Below are 23,886 nucleotides of genomic sequence, written 5' to 3' on the forward strand. Positions count from 1 at the left end.
CGGGGCGACGGCCGCGCCGATATCGTCGGCTTCGGAGGCGCGGGGGCGTATACGTCGATCAGCAATGGCGACGGCACCTTTCAGGCATGGCAGCTGGGTGTCGCCGCGTTTGGTACGACTGCGGGCGGTTGGACCAACAACAACATTTACCCGCGCTTCGTGGAGGACATTACGGGCGACGGCAGCGCCGATATCGTCGGCTTCGCAAGCACAGGGGTGTATACGTCGATCAGCAATGGCGACGGCACCTTTCAGGCACCAACGCTGCTTGTCGCCGAGTTTGGTACAACTGCGGGCGGCTGGACCAACAACAACATTTACCCGCGCTTCGTGGAGGACATTACCGGCGACAGCCGCGCGGACATCATTGGCTTTGCGAGCAACGGCGTCTACGACTGGGTGATGTGATGACTTTGAGATTGTAATTCCAGAGCCAGCGCCCCGATCTATTAGACGGGGCGCCTTCCCCCAGCAGAATATTGACGAGCCTGAAAACCTGCTCAAGCTCGATGACCTTTGCTAAGTCACACCCAGCTTGCGCTGGCGCGCCACCCGAAAAAAATCGCCACGAATATCCTGCAAGGGATAATTGTGCTTCTAATTTTTAGTCCTCATAATATTAGAAGTTACTCCAGGATTGAATCGATTAGCGAGTGCTACCGCCTTCATTTGAGTCAAATCTAAAACTGTCGATTACTGGTTCTACTAGACATTTGCGATGCGTGGGTGCCTTAACGGTTAATTTTATGCTCGCCATATTTAGTTTAGACGCATCAACTAGAGCTTCAATAACCTGAGCAGACTTTTCACAAGAAACAAAGAATCGTCCGCCCTTGTCCCTGTGCTCTGCATCAACGCAAAGCGCCTCTATAAAACGTTCTCCTACTCCACTTGGCAATGGCGGAAAAATAGCAATGTACGGTACGTTTGAGCAGTCTTAAACAAGGCCGTATTTCGCTGAAGCGCTAGGTGTTGACCAGGGGGATATTTATAAAGTTCTTGATGTCGAACCTAGTGGGTTTGTTCTGATTTTTTTGGTTAGGAGAATTTGATGGAAAAGCAAATTCAGGATAAAGCTGAAAACAGCAATATGGTTAAAGATCCAGACGATTGGACGACCGGTGATGAACCGATGACCGGTGCGCAAAAGTCTTATCTAAGTACGTTAAGCGAAGAGGCTGGCGAAGAAATGGATGAAAATCTATCCAAATCGGATGCGTCAAAGAAAATCGATGAGCTTCAGCGTAAAACGGGTAGAGGATTGAAGGAAAAATGATTCGAATCTACCTGCGTAGTCTCAGAACTTGGAAAAAATAGTACGTTAAGCTGTAGTGGTTTCGATTCAATCTGACAGCAAAGTTACCACGATGGCCACGAATCTATTATCCGCTGCCGAATGCAAGAACGCGAATAGCATGGCGCAAGTGTCCGCAAGCTCATCGATGGTAATGGCCTTATTCGTGAAGAAGAAACTATGGACAGCGCCCGAATTGAGAAGTCTCTGACTGGAAGGTGCTTCCGGCACATGCTCAGAGACGGCAGGGGGATAGTTCCCGGCAGGGGTTGGTCTGAATGGTCGGCTGAAAATGGAAAGAAACAGCCTCGGTAATCATGCATGCGAGGCCGCGGCTCAGCATACCAACATGAGCACAGGGCCGCACTCCGCTCACCGCCACGATGATCATTAAACCCTTCCTTCACGCGATGATGGCAGTTCAAGCCCGGCGCCGCACTGCCAGCAAACCTGAAAATTAAACGGGTTTTCCTCATGGCACGCGCGGCAGAATACTACTCGGGTCTCGACCGGGGTTTTTTCAAATTCGTTAACAATGGCTTGCCCCCGCTCAAAATCGCTATCCCGAATAACCCACACCTCCGGATAACCGTGGGTAAACGGAATATCCCCCAGTCCCCCCTGAGCATGCTCATTAAATAGCTTCGCCGAGATACAATTGTGGTCGAGCAGATCGAGCATGATCTGCGCTTCCATAATGCTTGAGGCTGAACAAATTTTTTTCATTATTTCATAATACTGATAAAAGCCGCTCTTACAACCATTGATGTTGTTTCCTGAACCATTAACCTGGCGCTTCTCATGTTCGGTTTTGGTTGGCGCTGCTCCAAACGGCAGTCGGCAGCCGCGCATATCGCGCAGACCCGATCAATTCCGACAGACAGTTCGCGTGGTGGAAAGCTGACCCGGGCGGCGAACCGGGCAGATCCGAGCAACAACGGCAAGCACTTGCTAGTGCCTATAAGCGGAAGCGCCTGAAACTGATGGCGCTTTACCGCCGGTGGTCGTTACTTTCCGCCGCCATTGACCGCCGCCTTAAGCGCTACACCTGGTTTGAATGCTGCGACCCTCGATGCGGCAATCTTCAGTTCCTCACCGGTCCTGGGATTGCGGCCAGTTCGTGCCGCACGCTCACGTACTTCGAACGTTCCAAAGCCCGGCAACGTCAGTGAATCCCCTTTTCTCAGCGTATCGGAAATAATTTCCACCAGTGCGCTTACCGCGCGGTCGGCGGCAGCGCCGCTGGAGTCAGTCTTTGCACCCAGTGCATCAACGAGTTCTTTTTTAGTCATGTTTTTAATCCGTTTCCAATTAGTTAATCGGGGCACCATTATAACGGGCAAGGAGCTGGAGGACTGGCATTAACAGGATGTGGTAATTCTTGGTCCTCCAGTTCCCAGTGTCCTTGATGAAGGTCTTCGTATGAAACCTTCCTGTCTGCCAGGGCGCATAAAGAGGTTAGTTTTGCGTTCATGTAGCGATTGTTACGCAAGCTTCGGATCAATAGAGAAGGAATCTGGTCTGGTTGCCAAGAAAGCACTCTCTTCACAAAGAGCTAACAAATAAGTTACAATTTTTTCACAGTTGTTCGTACTTTTACTATACCTGTGCTCAACTAACGACAGAGGACGATAATGAAAATAGGAAAACTTGTCGCCATTTCATATTTCCTGGGTATGGGGGCGGCCCTGCTGGTTCTGGTTTTTGTTCTTAATTCTTGAATCCTTTCGGAATTCTGGATAACTTGCAAAAAGGGAGTTAGTTATGGGTCTACAACGACACTTGGGAACAAAGCTACAGATAAAGCAGCGTAGGCAATTGCTTCCCGCAAAGCCTTTATTGGCATGGGTTTCGGCCTCCTATAAGCGTTCCTAGAATATATGAACGCACCAAGTTTTTGCATCGAATTACCTGGGCTACCTGGGCTGTACGGTAGAAGTTGGGCTAAACCCAAGTCGGGATTTATCTAAAATAGCGTAACTGACCGGGGTCAGTATCAGGCTGGCAGTCATTCCAATCAACAGGCCGACTGTTAATGATAAGGTCATCGGGACCAGAAACTGGGCTTGCTCGCTTGTTTCCAGCAGAATGGGGAGAAACCCCACAAAATTAGTGAGGAAGGCCAACAGAATGGGCCGGAACCGAGCGGTGCAGGCTTCTACGATGAGGTCTGCCATAGATACGTCGGTTGCCCCTTCTCGTTGCTTGACATAATCCAGGAGCACGAGGCTGTCGTTTACAACCACGCCACTCGCCGCAATCATGCCGACCAAAGATTCCATGGATAACGGCAGGCCAATCAGCCAGTGTGCCCACACTGCTCCTGCCCAGGCCACCGGGGCTCCCATTAAAAAGATGAGCGGTTTTACATAAGACTCGAAGGGAATCGCGATCAAGGCATAGATTAAGGTTAAAGCAATCGCGGTTAAGAATATCAGGGTGCGGGCAGTATCTTCCTGTTCCTGGCGTTCTTCGCCGATATTGATATCCAGCCCGGGGAACTGCCGTTTGAGTTGTGGAATTTCTTCAGCGGCCAAACTGGCGTGGAGCGCATTGAGGTCCGTCAACTTGGAATCCATCTGTGCTTGAACTTTGAGAATACGCTGCCGGTCCTGGCGTATCAGCATGGACTGGCCGGGTACGAGATCGATTTCGGCAAGGGTTCCCAAAGGTGCCTGACCCCCGTTGGGCAGTCGTATGGGAAGACTGGACAGGCCATGCAAGGAATCCCGCTCGTTGCGAGGCAGGCGCACCATTACTTTTACCTCGTTACGACCCCTCTGGAACCGGTGCACTTCATCCCCGTAGTACGCGTGCCGCGTTTGTTCGGCAAGATCCTCCAGACGAAGGCCCAGGTGTTCCGCTTCCGGTTTCACTCGAAGACGAACTTCCGGTTTGCCGGGCTCGGCCGAGTCTATGACATCATATACGCCAGGGTAGCCCGCCAGCTTTTGCTTTAACTGGGCGGCCGCCAGGGACAGAACAGCTGGGTCGGAGTGTCCCAGATCAAATTCCATATCGAAGGGGAGGTCGCCCTCTTTATACAGGAACTCGATCTTGGCGCGGCCGATGTCTCCAATGCGCTTCCGCCATTCGCGCACGAATTCCTCCACAACAATATGTTTTCGTCCCGTGGGTGATAGTTCCGTCCAGAAACCGGCCTCGTGTTCCGCGATGATGGTTTCCACTCCGACGATGACGCTTTGCTGGATATGAGGATCGCGAATTCGGGCTTCCCTGTCCAGTTTGTCTCGAACTTCCAGGAGTGCCCGTTCCACTTTTTCTGCGATGCGGCGGGTTTCACTGTACGGAAGGTCTTTGGGTAATTTCAGAGCGACCCAGAAGCTGTCTTTCGTTACATCAGCCTGTAGGGAAAGCCGGACATAGCCGCCCGCGACCAACGCAGCGGCCAGCATCAGGATCACGGCAAATGTCGCAATGGTGAGGTAGCGCCAAGCCAGGGCTTTTTCCAGCAAAGGTCTATAAACACCATGGATGAAACGCTTTAAGCCGCGATTAAGGCTGGCTCGCACCTTCGCCAGTGGAGTAAGCGCAACCGGTTTGGGGGGCGTGGCAAGATGAGAAGGTAAGATCAGAAGTGCTTCAACCAGTGAAAACACGAGGGTGAGAATCATTACCAGGCAGATGGGCTTCATCATCTGGCCAGCCCATCCCGGCAGGAACAAGCCGGGCAGGAAGGCGACGAGAACGATCATGACAGCGACGATTACCGGCAAGGAAACCTCGCGGGCACCGGAAATCGCCGCCTCAAGATACGCTATTTTGCTTTTGCCGGCTTCCAGGAACGCTGCCTCAGTTCCTTGTTTCGACGAACCGGGAACGACTATTGCTTCCTGTTTCGCATGGATGGATTCGCCGATAATGATGGCGTCATCTACGAGTACACCCATAGCCAGAAGAAAGCCGAACAGGGATAGCATGTTGAGTGACACATCCAGCGCTGGCATGAGCCAGAATGCGCCAAAAATGGACGTCAGAATGCCGATACCCGCCCAGATGGCGACCTTGAAATCGAGAAATAAAGTCAATATCAGGCAAACGAGCACAAAGCCGGTCAGCCCATCCTCAAGCAGCGTTCCGATGCGTTCCTCGTAGGCTTGAGAATCGTCCCACCAGCTAATAAGCCCTATTCCAGGCGGCAGCTGGGTTTGCATTTCCGACACGTATGCTTTGACCCGCCGTGCCACTTCAACCGTATCTCGTTCGGCATGAACCTCCCAGCCCTGCGCAGTCTCTCCGTTATGGTGCCATTCCGACAGGCGCTCCTCGAGACCGTCCTTGATCTCTGCCACGTCACGGAGTAGTACCCGGCTGCCGTCCGTGCTGGTTTTCACCACCAGGGTTCCGACTGAGACGTTGTCCTGCGCTTTACCCTTGACGCGAAGCAACAGTTCCCCCATCGGGTTTTTTATTACCCCGCCGGGTAGATCTATCGAGGCGCGCCTTATCGTTTCGGTGACTTCGTTGAGCGATACACGAAACTGGCGCAACCGCTCGGATGAAACCTCGATAGCGAGTTCATAGGGAAGGTCATAGTAGTTGTGCGCGCGAGTAACACCCGGGATCTGCGACAGGTCGCCCTGAATACGGTCGCTAAGACGCTTCAGCGTAAGGGCATCGGTAGGTCCGTGCAATGCTACCCAGATAACGCCGTCATCCCCGATGCGATGACCTGGAAGAACCTCGATCCTCTCCAACCCCTTGGGCAGACGGGGTATGGCTTGAACACGTCCCTGAATCGTGTTCATTACCTGGTTTTTATCGTGATCGGGGAGGATAACGACCTTGACGGTGCATTCGCCTTCTATGATTTCCGTTTTAAGTCGCTTTACGCCAGATAAATTGTAAATGGCCTCTTCAATCCGGACACAAACTGACTCCTCGATTTCCAGTGGACCTGCTCCCGGATAGACAGCTTTGACATCGATCTGGTGAGGCGTAAATCGAGGGAATACTTCCTTATCCATGAGCAACAGACTGCCACCACCGCCGATGAGGATGAGTAGCATTAGCAGATTGGCGGCAATCGGATTAGAAGCAAACCAGGCGACCAAGCCGGAGGCGGGCACGGTAGAAAGTATCGGCCTCACTTTGGTTTTTCCTCGCAGGGGCGCGGCGAGGGGAGGTGACATGGGGAGAGGGAGAAAAAATTCATCACATTGTTTGGTCAGGCTTCGACGTATCCGCCAGCGTCTTCGCGGACGTCAATCCGGGTGACACGATTTCCGGCCGTAGCTTCATGCCTTCCACAGGCACCTGAATCCCGGAGATGACGACGCGATCTCCAGTGTCAAGACCACTTTTTACCAGGACACGGTCGGGCTCCCGGCGCAGGATATTTACCCGGCGGATCCGCAGGCGGTCTTCTCTATCAACCCATAACACTTCATGAGAGGCGTTGACTGCTCCGGAGGGCAGGACGAATACATCGGATTGATCTCTACCCTCGATTTCGGCATTTACGAACAGCCCGGGCATAAGCGGGGATTGGCCTGTTTTTACCGTATACGGATCTCTTACTTCCGCGACCGCATGTAGAAGGCCCGTTTCTTCATCCAGGGCGCCTTCAGCGCGGACGATGTGTCCTTCCCAGGACTGCATCGCCCCCGCGAAGTGGGTGCTAAAAATGACTTTGGGACCTGTTTCTGAACTGCTTTTCCGGTGGTCCAGCAGCAGATCAAGGTAGGTAAACTGATAGGTCGCCAAGGGCAGGCGCACCTGGACGACGTCAATGGCATAGATGCGCGCCAGTTTTTCACCTGGTTGAACATATTGCCCGAGACCAGTATGCCGTTCCCTGACCCTTCCGGCGAAGGGTGCCCGCCACTCGCATCGGCTACGCTGCAGGCGGGCCTTGGTCAGATCGGCCTCCGCGGCTTTCAATTTTGCACGTGCTTCAGCCAATTGCGGCTGGCGCAAGGTCAGAGCCGAGGGTTCTCCTTCTCCTAGCGAGTGCCATTCGTTGCGAGCCTGCTCCGCCTGCGCTTCTTCCGTCATGACTTGGCGTTCCGCCTCGGCAATGCGGGCATGCGCCTCAGCGATTGCATAATCGTAGTTGCGCGCATCTATTTTTATCAGTACATCCCCAGGCTCAAAGAATCCTCCCGCTACGAGACTCGGATGCAGTTGAACGATCTGGCCGGCTACTTCCGGCACCAGATCAATCTCGGTGCGAGGCACCACCACGCCCTGAGAGCGGATGTTCAGCTTGACGGTCTGCGGTTCAACTTTGACGACCTGCACCAGCGGCGCTTCATCATTTAGTATTTGTGACGTTGGCTGCGGTTTGTGGACTACGATGGCCCACGAAATACTGATACCCGTCAGTACCACAACAACGGGGGCGATGATTTTCAGCGCAGCTTTGCTTTTAAAGTTTTTCAGCATGTTTTCGCGGAGCTATTGGACGAGTTGTCCCTGAAACGCTCGACCAGTGTTACGGACACTTGACCGCTGCGCATGCAAGGTATCCGGTGGCTAATGGTAAAGCCGGCCATGTTTGTCCTACCCTTTCTTCCGCAATGAATCTTCGTCGCCGCCGCGTTCCTGGACCGCTTTTTTTTCCTGCTAAAAAAGTCGTTGGGTTCAGAGATTTCTGTTATCAAACGCCGCCTCCCAATGCAAGAAAAAGATTAATTCGGTTATTCAGCAACTGCCGTTTTACAGAAATATGAGCGCTTTGCGCATTCAATGTGCTGCGGTAACTGTCCAACAGCGTGAGAATTTCGATCATACCAAGCTGGTAGGAGTAGACGGCCAGCTTGCGGCTCGCCTCTGTTTGTTCAACGGCCTGCCTTAATGCCTTTTCTTGTTCCCGCAACCATTCATCTGCAGCCAGCACCTGTTCCACTTCGCGAAATGCGTTTAGCGCCGTGCTTTTGTAAAGGTTCAGCGCTTCCTCCGCACGGGCCTCGTTCAGCTGAATCTCGCCGCGAATGCGGCCGCCGGTAAACAGGGGCTGCATCATGCCTATTACAACATTCCAGGCGAGCGCGCGGGGGTCGACCAGATCGGTCAATGCTGTGCTGCGCGTGCCTCCCGCGGCGGTTAGGACGATCCGTGGCAAGAGAAGTTTTTTTGCGCTTTGCACTCGGGAGTCGGCTGCTACCAGGCGGTCGAAAGCAGCGACAAGATCGGGCCGCCGCTCCAGTAGTTCCGACGGCAACCCAGAAGGGAGACCCGATGGCGGCTCCGGTAGTACCGAAGCTTCAGTTAGGCGTCCTGCCGGATAACGACCAAGCAGCACCTCAAGCCGGCGGTTGACCAACTGGATCTGGTTGCGGGCCTCCGAGAGCTCCGCCTCGGCGGTGGCAAGGTCGGTAAGCGCGAGGCGCAAATCAAGCGCGTTCGTTATGCCCCGCGCAAAACGTCCCCGTACAAGCTGAACAATTGTGCGCCGGTCTTTGACCGACTGCTCCGCTACCTCTGACTGAAGCCTCGCCTCGGTCAGCTCGAAATAACTTTGGGCAATCCTCGCCGCCAGGGAAAGCCGCGCGCCGTTAAGATCCGACGCTACCGCACCGGCCTCCAGAAGGGCGGCCTGCCTGACATTCCTGATTCTGCCCCATACATCCAGCTCCCAGCTGAGGCTGAAGATGGCATCGAAGACGCCGAACCTTGCTGACCCGAATCCTGCTTCCCTAACCTGTACTTGTTGATGATCGGAGGTGAAGAATATTTGAGGAAATAGACCGGACCCATCGATCCGAGCCTGAGCAATGGCGGCATCCAGCCGTGTCACCGCTGCTTTCAGGTCGTAGTTGTTGGCCAGAGCGTTTTGCACCAGTGCGCTCAGGTTGGGGTCGGCAAATGTTTCCACCCAATGTTGGGGTGCCGGTCGAGAGATTTCATGATTTGCGCCCCATTCCGCAGGAATTGCGGCTCCAACATCCGAGACGTGCCTTTGCGGTATTGTCCAGCAGCCGCCAACGCATACCAGAACGATCGACAAAAGGGTTAGCGCGAGGAGCTGTGGCACTTCATACCTTCCATACTTTGCGTTGATTAGGAACTGTCCTTGGAAAAGCTCGATCCCAACTGAACCCGGACTTATCCATATTGTAAAAGAAAAACTATTATATGATAATACGAATCGTTCTCGTTTTTGTTATTATAAGCTTTTGCAGGAGTGCGGGGGATGACTGTTGAGAAACAGCTTGACCTGGGGGAAGTATTCATGGCTCATCGGTCGCAATTGCGCTGGGCGGCGCTGAAGATTCTGGGAAATCCCGAGCGTGCCGAAGATGTGGTGCAGGACGCCTACCTCAAGGTTTCAGAAGCGGCTGCGGTATTTGATATCAAGCAACCGCTGGCCTACCTGTACCAGATGGTGCGCAATCTGGCCATCGACCATCATCGGCGTCTTTCGCTCGAAATGAATCTTTTCGAGGCTGAGGATGATGGACTTCATGTGGCTGCTCATACCGGACTGCCTGAAGCTATCGCAATCAGTCGTCAGCACCTTACGCTGATTGCCACAGCCCTGTCCGAACTTCCGGAACGGACGAGGCGCGTTTTCGAACTCCATCGGCTGGAAGGGCAAACCCATCGTACCATTGCCGCGGAGCTGAATATCTCGACATCTCTGGTAAATATCCTGATTCACGAAGCGATGGATCATTGCCGCGCTGTTCTTCGTTCCTAATCGCGTTTTCCAATCTGCCGCGATCCGCTATACTGATCCCGTTTTGGCCGTCGCAGGCGGACCGAAATCGATGAATCCAAGGCTCGGATAATCGAACCCCAATCGTTGTAACCGTAGATGTTGTGACAGATCCGCAATGGCAAGATCAGGTGTGGCGAAAGGCGGTCGAGTGGGTAATGCGCACCCACGGAACGATGAACCCGGCCGATCTGAAAGAATTATCGAAGTGGCTGAAGGCGCACCCGTCTCACCGGGAGGCCTATGAAGAGGCTGCGCGTGTCTGGTTGCTCACCGGGCTGGTCCCACCCTCCAATCCTCCTTCAGGGGATGAATAGTGTCACCCCAACATCGTCCGACCGTTTCGCCGGATAAATTATCATTCTGATTGTTGATCGCGTTCTCCCAAGCACCCTATGACCTGGGAAAGCTGCCAGGTTAGCGTGCTTGGATGAGCAATGAGATTCGGCCCGGCGCCTCCTCGCGAGTTTATTTCGCCGCTCCCGCAAGACCTCACCCATTTATTTCTGAATTCTTCACATCCTCGTTCGTCTAGCTAAATACGATTAAGACTCATTCCTAATCATTCGATTGGAATTACTTGCTTAAAAGGAAAAAGTGATGACGAGTTGTTTTGACCGCGAAGATGGGACTTTTCGAGTTCTGGTTAATCATGAGGAGCAATATTCAATTTGGCCGGACTGGAAGGCGGTTCCAGGGGGCTGGAACGATGTCGGAATAAGAGGCGATAAGAAAACCTGCCTTGAATATATCGAGAAGACATGGACCGATATGCGTCCGCTCAGTCTGAGGCGCTTCATGGACGGACCGTCTACAGCGGACGGGCGATAATGCCCCCTTCCCTTACTGTTTTCAGCCTGCCTTGTGCTGGCGCAAGTGCGGTCACGTACCTACGTTGGCGCCGCAGACTCCCGGCCTGGGTGCAGATCGAGCCGGTCGAACTACCTGGCCGTGGTGGACGCTTGCATGAGTCGACCGAAGAGGGCTTCGATGCGCTGGCTGCGCGCTTGTGTGATGAACTGGAGAATGATCCCCCGCAGCGATATGCGCTCTATGGACACAGCATGGGGGCCCTGCTGGCGTACCGGATTGCACATTGCCTGCGCATGAGAAAGCGGCAGATGCCCCTGGCATTGCTGGTATCGGCTTGCGCCGCCCCATCTCAACAGGATTGGAGGCGTTATGCCAACAGAGACTCCGCTGCGCTACTTGTCGCCGAATTGCGGAAACAGAACGGAACGCCCGAGGAGGTGTTCGAGAATCCCGAACTGCTTTCCATGACATTGAGTTTGCTCCGCTCGGATTTTCGTGTCTGCGCAAGCTTCCGCTACGAGGCGTCAGCCCCGCTATCGATACCTATTCACGTTTTCGGCGGACGCGCCGATGAGATTCTCCCATCCAGACTGGAAGCATGGCGGTACGAAAGCACCGCGGAATTTTCCCTGAATTGGTTTGACGGGGGCCACTTCTTTATCCGGCAGCAGGAAGAGGCGTTTCTTTCCACCCTGGTGCAACGCCTGGCCGGTGAAACCGTCGAGATATCCGATGCGGCGCTTACCTCTGCCTGAGACGGTTCCCCTTGGCATCGAAGTGTGGCTGCTCCCCTTAGATTTGAACATGCCTTTATCGAAGCGAGATTTGGCGTTGTTAAATGGCGATGAGCGCTCACATGCGTTGCGGTTCCGCAGGCACGAAGACCGGGTTCGTTCAGTTATGGCGCGGGCGGCGCTCAGGCGAATTTTGTCGTCCCGGACGGGCGTGCTGCCGGACAAGCTACGGTTCTTCGTCAACGATTATGGAAAGCCGGGCCTGGTCGGGAACTGGGGACTGGAATTCAATATTTCGCACTCGGGATGCTTCGCGCTGATCGCACTTTCAACGAGCGGCCAGGTTGGGGTGGATATCGAGTGTCGCGACCGCGACCTCGATATCGAAGAGCTGAGTATGCACGTCTTTTCACCGCTTGAGCGCCGCTCCGGACTGCAGACAACTGAAGCGTTCTTTGACCGCTGGGTTGCAAAAGAATCGGTGCTTAAGGCGCTGGGGCTGGGGATTTCCCAGCACTTGCAAGTGCTTTCGATCCTTCCTCGCGATAACGCGGGTTATGAAATTGTGCATGACCAGCCAGAGTGGGCGGACGTAAGCGCTTGGCCCATCAAGGCGCCTAATAATTATGCTGCGGCACTCGCATGGAAAAGTCGACAAGACGGGAAGTGCGCCAGAAGCTCTCCAGTTGCTCTGCAGACAGTAGGCTCAAGACTGGAAGCCAGTTAAGTACTGGATGGACTGGTCCAAATTTGCATGATCAGTTTGATTTCCACTTACATCCCGCTTATCGCCGCAGGCGCCAGCGCTTTAGGGGATTCGATGGCCACCTTAAGGGAAGGGTTACGATGAACGCAAGATTGATTTCACTGCGCGGGTTTCCGCGCGACATGGTTACGCACCTGCGTATGCTGACAGCAGAGCGCCCGGGCGATACGGCGTTGATCGCAGTGCAACAGGCGGATGATGATGTCCTCGAGAGAAAGCTCGATTATAAAACATTGGATCAGCATGTCCGGGCGCTGGCTGCAGCCCTCCAAGATCGATTTGCAGCGGGGGAACGCGCGCTGCTACTCCTTGAAAATGACGAGCACTATGTCATTGGGTTCTTTGCGTGCCTTTATGCGGGCCTGATCGCCGTGCCCGTTTTTCCCCCCGAGGCGGTGCGGGAGCGCCACCTGGCGCGACTGCTCGCGATCGCGTCCGACGCGGAGGCACGCTGCATTCTGACCACAAGCGAATTCATGCCCCTGATCGGCAATGCGGCCATAGACCAGTTTTCCTTCGCCACGGTGCTTGCGGTGGACGCCGTGCGGCCCAATGACGCCGGGGCCTGGCGCGAACACATGCCGAAGAAAGAGGATATCGCCTTCCTGCAATACACCTCCGGCTCCACCTCTACGCCAAAAGGGGTGATGGTCAGCCATGGGAATCTAATGGTGAATGCGAGGGCCTTCGAACAGAGCATGTCGATAAGCGCCGAGGATACATTCGTGAGTTGGCTGCCGCTTTACCATGACCTCGGTCTGATTGGCGGTTTGCTGCAGCCCATCCACCGGGGCATTCCTGCCGTGCTGATGACGCCAAAATTTTTTATCGAGAGGCCGGTCCGCTGGCTGGAAGCGATCTCTCGTCACCGCGCTACCGTCAGCGGCGCACCGAACTTCGCCTTTCAGTTGTGCGTGGAGCGGGTCAGGAACGCTCAGTTGGAGGAACTTGATTTGTCGAGCTGGCGAGTTGCTTTTTGTGGGGCGGAACCCGTAAGACTCAGCACCATGAGCGCATTCGGTGAACGTTTTGCCCCAGTGGGCTTTTCAGCAGAGGCCCTTTATCCCTGCTACGGCTTGGCAGAAGCGACCCTGCTGATCACGGGCGGCGGCCGTGGGGATGGTGCACAGGCGCATCGCTTTTCCGCCGAGATGCTGGCGCAAGGCAGAGCCGAGGTGGCGGAGCAGGGACTGCCGGTGGTGGCTTGCGGAATTCCGGTACCCGGCCATACCGTCCGGATCGTCGAGCCCGAGACCCTGGCACAATTGGACGACGGCAATGTCGGTGAGATCTGGATAGGGGGACAAAGCCTTACTCAGGGTTACTGGAGGCGGGCCGCGGAAACGGCAGTAACTTTTGTCCATCAGGACAACAGTCGGTGGCTGCGCACGGGGGATCTTGGCTTTATCCACGACGGACGAGTCTATATTGCCGGTAGACACAAGGACCTCATCATTATTCGCGGCCAGAATGTTTACCCGCAGGACCTTGAACAGGTGGTCGAGGAAGAGGTCGAGGCCGCGCGGAAGGGGCGGGTCGCTGCATTCGCGGTAGAAACAGAGGCGGGAGAGGGTATTGGGATCGCAGTTGAAATATCCCGCGGTATGCAGAAACTTATTCCCGTCGAGGCCCTGGTGCGAGCATTGAGCGAAGCAGTCAGTGGAAGTTGCCATGAGCCTCTGTCGGTGGTCGTGCTGCTGAATCCCGGTGCATTGCCCAAGACTTCCAGCGGAAAATTGCAACGTGGCGCCTGTCGCCAGGGATGGCGCGAGCGCACATTGAATGCTTATGCCATTTATGAGTTTGGCGGTTTCGTTCTCGGGGGTGGCGCCCATCCGGTGCAAGCCCCGCTTGATGAAACTGAGATAGCGCTGATATCTATCTGGGACACGGTTCTGAACCGAAAAGGGCTGGGGCGCGAGGACCATTTTTTTGCCAGCGGCGGCAACTCGCTTGCTGCCGTGCAAGCCGCCGCACGTATCGCCGATCGCTGGCAGATCAATTTTCCTCCCCGCGGTTTATTCGAGAATCCCCGGTTGCATGAGTGTGCGACCGAAATCAACCGTATTTTATCCACCGGCGCCTCCCTGCACAGCGCGACTGTCAGTATTTTGCCCACCCGGTCCAGCACCGGTCCGGTTAACGCTGCGCCCCTGTCTTTCGGGCAGCAGCGTCTATGGTTTCTTTGGCAGTTGGACCCGTCGAGCACCGCGTATCACATCAAACACGCCTTGAGATTCTCGGGATCAATGGATGCGCAGGCGTTGGGAGCAAGTTTCGAAGATATGATTCGCAGGCATGATTCCTTGCGTACGTTTTTTCGCCCGGGAGCGAATGGCGTGGCGGAGCAGGTGGTCCGGCCAGTCGTGCCGTTCGCTATCTCGTCTATTGACCTAAGGGAGACAGTTATCTTGCAGGGAGAAGCGCGAGTTGCGGAAGAGGCGGATCGCTTTGTTTCAACCCCTTTCGATCTCACGCAAGGCCCGCTACTGCGCGTGGCGCTAATACGGGCGGCAGAGGATGAACATATTCTGGTGATGGTGATGCATCACATCATCTCCGATGGTGCTTCAATGCAGATCATGCTCGATGAGTTGGCCACGGGCTATGTCGCCCGCCTTCGAGGTGAAACGGCAGACTTGGACAGGTTGCCCATCCGTTATTCCGACTACGCTGCATGGCAGCGAGAATGGCTGGAAGCTGGAGAAAAAGACAAGCAGCTAGCTTACTGGCGGGGCTACCTGGGTAATGAAGACGCGGTGTTGACTCTTCCCACGGATAATCCTCGGCAGCCGATAGCAAATTACCGGGCTGCGCGATATTCCTTTGATCTGCCGCAGGATGTATTAGATGGATTGCGCCGCCTGGCCCAAGAACGGGGGGCTACGCTCTTCATGACCTTATTGGCTGGTTTTCAGGCTTTGCTCTACCGCTATACCGAGCAGCCGGATATTCGTGTGGGCGTGCCGGTGGCCAATCGTAACAGGCTGGAAACCTTGGGCCTGATTGGTTTTTTCGTCAATACGCAAGTATTGCGGAGTCGGTTACATGGCCGCATGAAGCTTGCGAAGCTTTTGGATCAGGCGCGGGAGGCTGCTATCGATGCGCAAGCTAACCAGGACCTGCCGTTCGAGCAACTGGTAGAAGCATTGCAGCCGCAGCGAAGTTTAAGCCATAGCCCGCTCTTTCAGGTGACGATCAACCATCTGGTGATGAATCGTCACAAGCTCCAGCAACTTCCGGGGTTGAAGGTTGCTGATTACCCGCTTACCGAGCAGGCAGCCCAGTTCGAACTGACGCTGGAAACAGTCGAGTCAGCGGACGGCAGCGTACGTGCCAGTTTCATCTATGCCTCCGAGCTGTTTGACCCCGCGACGATGGGGCGGCTGGGCCTGCACTACATTGATGTGCTTCGGGCATTCGCACAACGCCCTGAGCAGGCAGTAGGAGATGTGCCGCTACTGAGTGAACGCGATAAGCTGCAACTGGAGGACTGGGGAACGAATAATTCCAGCTTCGTGCCGGTACAAGCCGTGCATCAGCTGATAGCGAGCCGGGCGGAGGAATGTCCGATGGCCACCGCCGTGGTCTTCAGTGACATCAAACTTACCTATGCAGAACTGGATCGCCGGTCGAATCGACTGGCGCATAAATTGATTGGAATGGGCGTCAGGCCAGAAACAAAGGTGGGTATTTCGACAGAACGTTCCATCGAGATGATTATTGGCCTCCTCGCCATCCTCAAGGCCGGAGGAGGATATGTGCCGCTTGATCCCGATTATCCACCGCAGCGGCTAAGCCACATGATGGAAGACAGCGGCATCCAGTTGCTGTTGACGCAAGCCCATGTCAGGGCCCGCATTCCGAATTGCACCGACCTGGAAGTGCTCGAACTTGACACACTTGATTTGAACGCGGGGATAGACACCAACCCCGAGGTTCGATTACATGACGATAACCTCGCATATGTTATCTATACGTCTGGATCGACCGGCAGGCCTAAAGGTGTTGCGGTTACACACGGTCCTCTGGCAATGCATCTGGACGCAATTAAGCAGTTCTATGACGTTCGGCCAGGGGACCGGGAGCTGATGTTTTTCTCCATGAACTTCGATGCTGCCGCCGAGCAATGGATGACCCCCTTGTGCGGCGGCGGGACGCTCGTACTGTCATCCACGCGCAGCCTTGCAACCGATAGTTTTGCAGATCTGATCACTACGCAGGGAATAACAACGTTGCACTTGCCTCCGGCTTATTTGCGTCTGCTTCTACCGTTAGTGCCCAAAGGCAAATCTTCTGTTCGCGTTTGCATCGCAGGGGGTGAAGCGTGGTTCGCCGCCGACCTCGCCGCGACGCGGGAGGTTTTCGCGGAGGTTCGGCTTGTCAATGCCTACGGTCCGACGGAAACCGTTATTACGCCGGCAGCCTGGATAAGTAATGGCAAAACAAGCGCGGTTGGAGATTACGCGCCCATAGGGCGCCCGGTCGGCCAACGCAGCCTTTATGTGCTGGATAGCGAACTTAATTTCGCGCCCGTAGGCGCGGCAGGCGAACTTTACGTAGGGGGCATGGGTGTGGCGCGCGGTTATCTCAATCGTCCGGCACTTACAGGTGATCGATTCATTCCCGACCCCTTTAGTCAGGGAGGAGGCCGGCTCTATCGGACGGGCGATCGGGTGCGTTGGCGGAGCGACGGACAACTGGAATACATTGGCCGGCTTGACCAACAAATCAAGATTCGTGGCTTCCGCGTTGAACTTGGAGAGATTGAGGCCCAGTTGCTGGCGCAGGCCGGTGTGCGCGACGCGGTAGTCGTAGTGCGGGAAAGCCGCAATGGCCCCCGACTGATCGCTTATACAGTGGCTCATGCAGGCGTGCTGCTTAACGCGGGCACAGTGAAAACAGCGCTACGCGCCGTTCTCCCGGACTACATGCTCCCCAGTTCAATCGTGTTCCTGGAGGCCCTCCCGCTCAGCCCCAACGGCAAGGTTGACCGGAACGCCTTACCTTTGCCCGAGCAATTCGAGGAACAGGATTACGATGCGCCCATCACTCAGATCGAAAAAATGGTTTCCGAAACCTGGGCGGAAATCCTCGAGGTTCCACGAGTCGGGCTGCACAGCAATTTTTTCGACCTTGGCGGCCATTCGCTGCTACTGATCAAAGTCCAATGCAGGCTGGAAGAGCAATTGAATACTCGTATCGCCATTATCGAACTTTTCCGACACACCACGGTTGCCAGCCTCGCGAGGTTTCTCGGCGAGGAACGTGCAGAGAATTCGTCCTTGCTGCGTCATCAGGAGCGGGCGCAGCGGCAACGGGGCACTTTTATTCAACGGAAGCATAGAGCAGGGGGGACGCATTGATGGAACATCCAGAAGAGTTATTGGATAGAGCCGAGCTTGATATCGCCATTATCGGGATGGCAGGCCGTTTCCCAGGTGCAAACGATGTCGACGCGTTCTGGCGCAACCTGCGAGACGGGGTGGAATCAGTGACCTTCTTCACAGAGGAGGAATTGCTTGCTCGCGGCGTCCCAGCCAAGGCGCTGGATGATCCACACTACGTAAAAGCTCGTGCCCATCTGGAAGGGGTGGACCTGTTCGACGCCTCGTTCTTTGGTTACACGCCGCGTGAGGCGGCAGAAACTGACCCCCAGCATCGGCTCTTCCTGGAAGTAGCCTGGCAGGCCCTGGAAGATGCGGGCTATAACGCTTCGACTTACCGTGCTCCCATTGGCGTATACGCAGGGTGCGGGGTAAACACTTATCTTTTGCTGAATCTGTTTCCCAATGGGCGCTTCTCGGACATGCAGGACATCTCCTCACTGCAAGGCTTGATGAACGGCAATAATAAGGACTCGATGACGACCACAGTCTCGTACAAGCTCAATCTGCGCGGGCCCGGCATTACCGTTCAAACGGCTTGCTCGACATCGCTTGCAGCCGTGCACATGGCAAGCCGCGGGCTGCTGAATCACGAGGCGGATATGGCAATGGCCGGCGGGGTGTGGGTAAATCAGTTGCATGATGACGGTTACCGTTACCAGCCCGGCGCGATCCTTTCACCCGATGGGCATTGTCGTGCCTTTGATGCAAGGGCGGCTGGTACCGTTATCGGAAGCGGAGTGGGAATCGTTGTGCTGAAACGGCTCGCGGACGCCCTGGCCGATGGCGACACGATTCACGCGGTGATTAAAGGTTCGGCCATGAATAACGATGGTTCGGCCAAAGTTGGTTATACCGCGCCCAGTGTCGAAGGACAGGCCGAAGTAATCCTCGCCGCGCAGGCGATCGCAGACGTCCCGGCGGACACGATCAGTTATATTGAAGCTCATGGCACCGGAACTGCAATGGGCGATCCGATCGAGGTTGCGGCATTGACGCAAGCGTTTCGTGAAAGTACGCAACGGCGTGGCTTTTGCGGCATCGGTTCGGTAAAAACCAACGTTGGTCACTTGGACGCAGCAGCAGGGGTCGCCGGCCTTATCAAAACCGCGCTGGCGCTAAAGCATCGAATTCTGCCACCCAGCCTCAATTATGAGCAGGCCAATCCTCACATCGATTTTTCGTCGAGCCCATTTTACGTCAATACAGCAAGCAAGGTTTGGCCGAGCGGCTCAACTCCGCGTCGGGCCGGTGTAAGCTCCTTTGGCATTGGCGGAACAAATGTTCACGCAATTATTGAAGAGTCTCCGCCGCAGGAACCATCAGGCCCTTCCCGGAAAAATCAGCTTCTTGCGCTTTCGGCGCGCAGCAGTAGTGCGTTGGAGGCAATGGTCACCCGCTTGGGCAACCGGCTCTCGACTCGTCCCGAGCTACCGCTAGCTGATGTTGCCTACACGCTCCTGACCGGTAGAAAAGGCTTCCCCTATCGTGCCGTCGCGCTTTGCTGTGACGGAAATGATGCGATCAGCGTCTTGGAAAACCAGGATCCGCATCGTTTCCTCACCGGCCAGGCGAAGCTTGAAAAGCCCGAGGTGGCTTTTCTTTTTCCAGGTCAGGGAGCCCAATATGTGGATATGGCTCGGGACTTGTATCATGACGAGCCCGTTTTCCGCCGGGAATTCGATTGCTGTGTCGGTCTGCTGAAACCGTATCTTGATTTCGATCTGCTGACGCTGATGTATCAAAGGTCAGACAGCGACGATCAGGCGCAGGCATCGGGCCGGATCGCACAAACCGAAGTGACACAGCTCGCGCTCTTCGTCGTGGAATATGCATTGGCCCGGCTGTGGATGTCATGGGGCATCATCCCGACGGCAATGATAGGGCATAGCGTCGGAGAGTACGTGGCCGCGTGCTTGGCGGATGTGTTCTCCCTTGAGGACGCGCTCCGCCTCGTGGCGCTGAGGGCGCGCCTGTTACAGCGCATGGAAACCGGCGCCATGCTCTCGGTCATGTTGCCGGAAGCGGAAATTTCGCCCTATTTGAATGCAAATTGTGATCTTGCAGCCGTCAACGGGCCCGAGCTTTGCGTCCTGTCGGGTCTAACGGAGGCAATTGAAGCTGTCGAAGCGGAACTTGGAAATAGAGGGATTGTTACCCGCAGGCTGCATGTTTCTCATGCGTTTCATTCTGCCATGATAGCGCCGATGCTGCCCGCTTTTGTGAATATGGTCGCCAAGACCGAATTGCGTCAGCCCAAAATCCCCTTTCTGTCGAACGTTAGCGGGGACTGGATCACCGCCCAGGAAACAACGGATCCCGATTACTGGGGGCGCCACCTGCGCCGAACGGTGCGTTTTGGTGACGGCCTGCGTGAGTTGCTGAGCAATCCGGGCCGGATCCTGCTGGAGGTTGGGCCCGGCGAAACGCTGACGACGCTTGCAAAGCGTCATCCCGACGCGAAACCGGAACAACTTGTTCTGTCCTCTTTACCGCACCCGGCCAAAGCGCAGTTGGCCCCGAGCCACTTTTACCTTTGCCTTGGCAAACTATGGTTAAGTGGCGTGCCCATCGATTGGGACGCTTTCTATGCCGATGAGCGCCGCCACCGAGTCCCGTTGCCGACCTATCCATTCGAACGTCAGTCCTACTGGGTCAAACCCGAAGGCAGGAGCAACGAAGTCCGCAACAAAGCCTCGAGTCAAGATGGGTTGCACGGGGACGGGCGGACTGAACCTGACGCCCGTTCTCTCGATGACTGGTTCTATGCGCCCTCGTGGCGGCGCGAGAGCGATGCCATGCCGGTTCGCGCATTAACAGACCGGACCGGGTGTGTTGCGATTTTCACGGATGAGCAGCATCTTGGTAGCGGGATGATCACGCATTTGTCAACCGATGGTATCGAGCCTGTCGTAATTTCCCCTGGCGCCACGTTTCGGCGCGAGAATAAGGATCACTATACGGTGCGGCCTGGCCAACGCGAAGACTATGATCTGCTGCTGCGCGCCATGCGGGATGACGGCAGAACCATAGGCCACATCTTTCATCTCTGGAGTATGACGGCGGATAGCGAGGTGCGGTCGCATGCAGAAAGTCTGACGAAAAACTTCTTTAGCTTGTTCTACCTCGCACAAGCTCTGGAGAGCGTTAAAGGGCTTATTGCTTCTGGTGCAAAGGTCGAAATTACCGTTATTGCCAACCAGTTGGAGGATGTAACCGGCAGTGAACAACTTAGTCCGGAAAAAGCGTCCTTGCTCGGCCCATGCAAAGTTATCCCCCAGGAATACTCCTATCTAACGTGCCGCGTGGTCGATGTCGAATTGCAGGCTTTTGATGAAGCTGCGAAGACGCGCCTCGTTAAACAGGTTCTCGCCGAGGCACAAGCGGATTACGTCCCATCCATAGTTGCCTACCGAGGACCGCACCGGTGGGTCCAGACCTTTGAACCAATCAAGTGCCTTCCGTCTGCTCAAACGCGCCTGAGACAGCACGGCGTCTATTTCATTACCGGCGGACTGGGCGGTATCGGACTGACGCTGGCCGAACATCTGGCCCGCACACAGAAAGCGAAACTGGTCCTCCTGGGGCGTTCTCACATTCCGTCGCGGGAACACTGGCCGAAGGTCCTCTCAACCGCCGAGAAGGCGGACTCAACCCGGCGCAAGATAGAGAAGGTCTTGCTACTGGAGGCGCTCGGTGCGGAAGTGCTGGTGTTGCAAGCCGATGTCGCGATCCAGACCGAGCTGAAAGCGGCTGTTGCTCAGGCACGCCAGCGCTTCGGCAACATTCATGGCGTTATTCATTCAGCCGGCGAAGTCGGCAGCGGGTTGATTTCGGCAAAAACAGAGGACATGGTTGCGGCGGTATTTGCACCCAAACTACAGGGAACACATGCATTGCTAGCCGTATTCAAGAATGAACCCCTTGACTTCATGTTTCTGTGCTCATCGCTTGCATCCATAGCGGGGGGTCTCAGCAAAGTGGATTATTGTGCAGCGAATGCCTACCTTGATGCCGTTGCCCGCGCTGCTTATCGCGACTCCGAGTCACCGGTGATCTCGGTCAATTGGGACAGTTGGCGCGAAGTCGGGATGGCCGCAAGCATGGCCCTGCCGGATGGAGTAGGAATTGCCCCGAACGAGGGTGTGGAAGCTTTCGAGCGCATCGTGAGCAGTGCGGTGAGGCCCCAGGTAATTGTCTCCACCCTCGATTTGAATGCCCGGCTCAGCCAGACTCAGGAGGATCTGATAGCACAGCCTTTTGCATTCACCGCCAGCGAAAAGCAGGCGGAGGAGGGGAGGTACCCAAGGCCGGCATTACAGACTATTTTTATTTCTCCCGACACTGAGTTGGAGAAGAGTATCGCCGAAATTTGGCAGAGTCTGCTCGGGCTGATCGCCGTGGGCACTCATGACAATTTGTTTGAGCTGGGCGGCGATTCCTTGCTGGGTATACAGCTGCTTTCCAGGGTTCGGGCGGCTTTTGGAGTAGACATGCACCCTGCGGATTTCTTCCGGTCTCCCACGGTTGCGGGTCTGGCTGAATTGGTTGAAACGAAATTGCTTGACGAGATCGAGTGCTCATGATCGGCCAGCTTATGTTGGATGGGAACGTTGTGAGGATGATGGTATCTCCCGGATCCGCGTTAAGGCCTCACCTGTCATGAATAGTAGCGATCTTGAACAGAGGCGCGCACGCCTGACCCCCGAACAACGTGCCAGGCTTGCGCTGCGCCTCGGCGGCGCGGATGCGCCAGTGCGTTCCGAGTTCGCCATTTCGCCGCGCCAGCCCTCTGAAACCGTACCACTCTCGTACGCGCAGCAGCGGCACTGGTTTTTATGGCAGCTGGAGCCATTGAGCACTGCGTATCATTTGAGCGGCGGGTTACGATTGGTGGGCAAGCTGGATATGGAGGCGCTGGTTTGGAGCTTCCAGGCGCTGGTATCGCGGCATGAGTCGCTGCGCACGGTTTTTCGGGCGAATGCAGAAGGGCTGCCCGAGCAAGTCATTGAGACGGAACGGAAGGTCGATATTCCCGTGATTGACCTGTCGGGCCTGCCGGCTGGGCAAGGGGTTGCACGTGCGCATGAGGAAGCCAGCAGGATAAATGGCACGCCATTTGATCTGACACAAGGTCCGCTGCTGCGGCTTGCGCTCATCCGCATTGCGCCGGAAGACCACCTTCTCGTGGTGGTGATGCATCACATCATATCGGACGCCTGGTCAAACCGTATCGTAATTGACGAATTTGCTGCCCAGTACCGGGCACGGATCAAGGGACGTGGAGATGGAGAGGAACTTTCTCTCCCATCGCTCCCGATACAGTATGCCGATTATGCGATATGGCAGCGCAACTGGCTGGAAGCGGGAGAAAAGGAGCGGCAACTGTCCTACTGGCGCAGCCAGCTAGGGGAAGAGCATCCCGTATTGCAGCTTCCGACGGATCATCCACGGCCGTCTGTGGCCAACTATCGTGCTGCACGTCATGCTTTCGCGTTACCGGCCGCGCTGGTTGCGCGTTTGCAGCGCCAGGCCCAGAGCCAGGGCGCTACCCTCTTCATGGCGTTGCTGGCGGGCTTCCATGCATTGCTGCAACGCTATACCGGACAGAACGACATTCGCGTTGGCGTTCCGATTGCCAACCGTCATCGGGTTGAAATAGAGAATATTGTCGGTTTCTTCGTGAATACCCAGGTGCTGCGTAACCGCATCGACAGTCGCATGCCGCTCAAAGCCGTTCTCGACCAGGCCCGTGAAGCGGCGCTTGGCGCCCAGACACATCAGGACTTGCCGTTCGAGCAACTGGTTGAAGCGCTGCAGCCCGAACGCAACCTGAATCAGAATCCGCTATTTCAGGTCATGTACAACCATCTGCGCGAGAACTACCGCGCGTTGGAGCACTTGCCTGGCCTCACTGTGGAAAACCACGAGCTGGGTGAGCAGTCGGCCCAGTTCGAATTGACTCTGGACACCATCGAGCAGCCGGACGGCCAGCTGATAGCCACTTTGACTTATGCCAGGGAATTGTTCGAGCCGGAGACCATCAGGCGACTGGGCGGGCACTACCTTCATCTTCTTCAGCAACTGGCCGAGCATCCTGAACGCAGCCTTGGCGACATCGATATTCTGACCGAAGGCGAGCAGGCGCAGCTCAGGGCCTGGGGCGTGAACGAGCAGCGTTATGTGAATAGCGAGCCTGTTCATTGCCT

Annotated in this window: 16 protein-coding genes; 11 read left to right on the top strand and 5 right to left on the bottom strand. The window is 55.5% G+C overall.

Annotation, left to right across the window (positions count from 1 at the left end):
• The 3 genes from C8R31_RS16055 to C8R31_RS16780 form a co-directional block, all read left to right on the top strand.
• The coding region (locus C8R31_RS16055) for a VCBS repeat-containing protein (protein ID WP_181320529.1) at positions 1-408 on the top strand (408 nt) is incomplete at its 5' end.
• 643 nt (positions 409-1,051) lie between these two features.
• Entirely contained in the window at positions 1,052-1,276 is a 225-nt protein-coding gene (locus tag C8R31_RS09735; protein WP_107693848.1) for a DUF3072 domain-containing protein, read from the top strand.
• 198 nt (positions 1,277-1,474) lie between these two features.
• A complete protein-coding gene (locus C8R31_RS16780; protein WP_375136127.1) occupies positions 1,475-1,609 on the top strand; it encodes an SOS response-associated peptidase family protein in 135 nt (44 codons plus the stop codon).
• Between the two features lie 75 nt (positions 1,610-1,684).
• Here C8R31_RS16780 and C8R31_RS09740 read toward each other — a convergent pair whose 3' ends face one another.
• From C8R31_RS09740 to C8R31_RS09760, 5 genes are all read right to left on the bottom strand, one after another.
• Positions 1,685-2,020: a DUF2007 domain-containing protein gene (locus C8R31_RS09740; protein WP_107693900.1), complete on the bottom strand. Its 336-nt coding sequence runs from the start codon at positions 2,018-2,020 to the stop codon at positions 1,685-1,687.
• Between the two features lie 281 nt (positions 2,021-2,301).
• The gene (locus C8R31_RS09745; protein ID WP_107693849.1) at positions 2,302-2,586 is read right to left on the bottom strand and encodes an HU family DNA-binding protein; all 285 of its coding nucleotides are present in this window, start codon (positions 2,584-2,586) and stop codon (positions 2,302-2,304) included.
• A 624-nt stretch (positions 2,587-3,210) separates the two neighbouring features.
• Entirely contained in the window at positions 3,211-6,405 is a 3,195-nt protein-coding gene (locus C8R31_RS09750) for an efflux RND transporter permease subunit (protein ID WP_258192652.1), read from the bottom strand.
• 64 nt (positions 6,406-6,469) lie between these two features.
• Positions 6,470-7,702: an efflux RND transporter periplasmic adaptor subunit gene (locus C8R31_RS09755; protein WP_107693851.1), complete on the bottom strand. Its 1,233-nt coding sequence runs from the start codon at positions 7,700-7,702 to the stop codon at positions 6,470-6,472.
• Positions 7,703-7,916: 214 nt separating this feature from the next.
• Positions 7,917-9,293: an efflux transporter outer membrane subunit gene (locus tag C8R31_RS09760; protein WP_107693852.1), complete on the bottom strand. Its 1,377-nt coding sequence runs from the start codon at positions 9,291-9,293 to the stop codon at positions 7,917-7,919.
• Between the two features lie 159 nt (positions 9,294-9,452).
• On the opposite strand from C8R31_RS09760, the gene C8R31_RS09765 reads away from it, so the two are divergent.
• The 8 genes from C8R31_RS09765 to C8R31_RS09800 all read left to right on the top strand — a co-directional run.
• Positions 9,453-9,959 (top strand): RNA polymerase factor sigma-70, encoded by a 507-nt coding sequence (locus tag C8R31_RS09765; RefSeq protein ID WP_107693853.1) that lies wholly within the window; start codon positions 9,453-9,455, stop codon positions 9,957-9,959.
• Positions 9,960-10,081: 122 nt separating this feature from the next.
• Positions 10,082-10,294 carry a DUF4880 domain-containing protein gene (locus tag C8R31_RS09770; RefSeq protein ID WP_219907503.1) on the top strand — a complete coding sequence of 71 codons (213 nt, stop codon included), beginning with the start codon at positions 10,082-10,084 and terminating at the stop codon, positions 10,292-10,294.
• 283 nt (positions 10,295-10,577) lie between these two features.
• On the top strand, positions 10,578-10,808 hold the full coding sequence (locus C8R31_RS09775) for an MbtH family protein (RefSeq protein WP_107693854.1): 231 nt from the start codon (positions 10,578-10,580) through the stop codon (positions 10,806-10,808).
• Positions 10,739-11,545, top strand: coding sequence for a thioesterase II family protein (locus C8R31_RS09780; RefSeq protein ID WP_258192653.1), 807 nt, complete (start codon positions 10,739-10,741; stop codon positions 11,543-11,545). The genes C8R31_RS09775 and C8R31_RS09780 overlap by 70 nt, the downstream gene beginning before the upstream one ends.
• Positions 11,523-12,251, top strand: coding sequence for a 4'-phosphopantetheinyl transferase superfamily protein (locus tag C8R31_RS09785; protein WP_107693856.1), 729 nt, complete (start codon positions 11,523-11,525; stop codon positions 12,249-12,251). The genes C8R31_RS09780 and C8R31_RS09785 overlap by 23 nt, the downstream gene beginning before the upstream one ends.
• Before the next feature lie 119 nt (positions 12,252-12,370).
• Positions 12,371-17,656, top strand: a complete 5,286-nt coding sequence (locus tag C8R31_RS09790) for a non-ribosomal peptide synthetase (RefSeq protein WP_107693857.1) — start codon at positions 12,371-12,373, stop codon at positions 17,654-17,656.
• Positions 17,656-22,263: a type I polyketide synthase gene (locus tag C8R31_RS09795; protein WP_107693858.1), complete on the top strand. Its 4,608-nt coding sequence runs from the start codon at positions 17,656-17,658 to the stop codon at positions 22,261-22,263. Before C8R31_RS09790 ends, C8R31_RS09795 begins: the two co-directional genes overlap by 1 nt.
• Before the next feature lie 76 nt (positions 22,264-22,339).
• On the top strand, positions 22,340-23,886 hold a 1,547-nt coding region (locus C8R31_RS09800; protein WP_258192654.1), incomplete at its 3' end, for a condensation domain-containing protein.

Source organism: Nitrosospira sp. Nsp2 (assembly GCF_003050965.1).
Taxonomy (GTDB): domain Bacteria; phylum Pseudomonadota; class Gammaproteobacteria; order Burkholderiales; family Nitrosomonadaceae; genus Nitrosospira.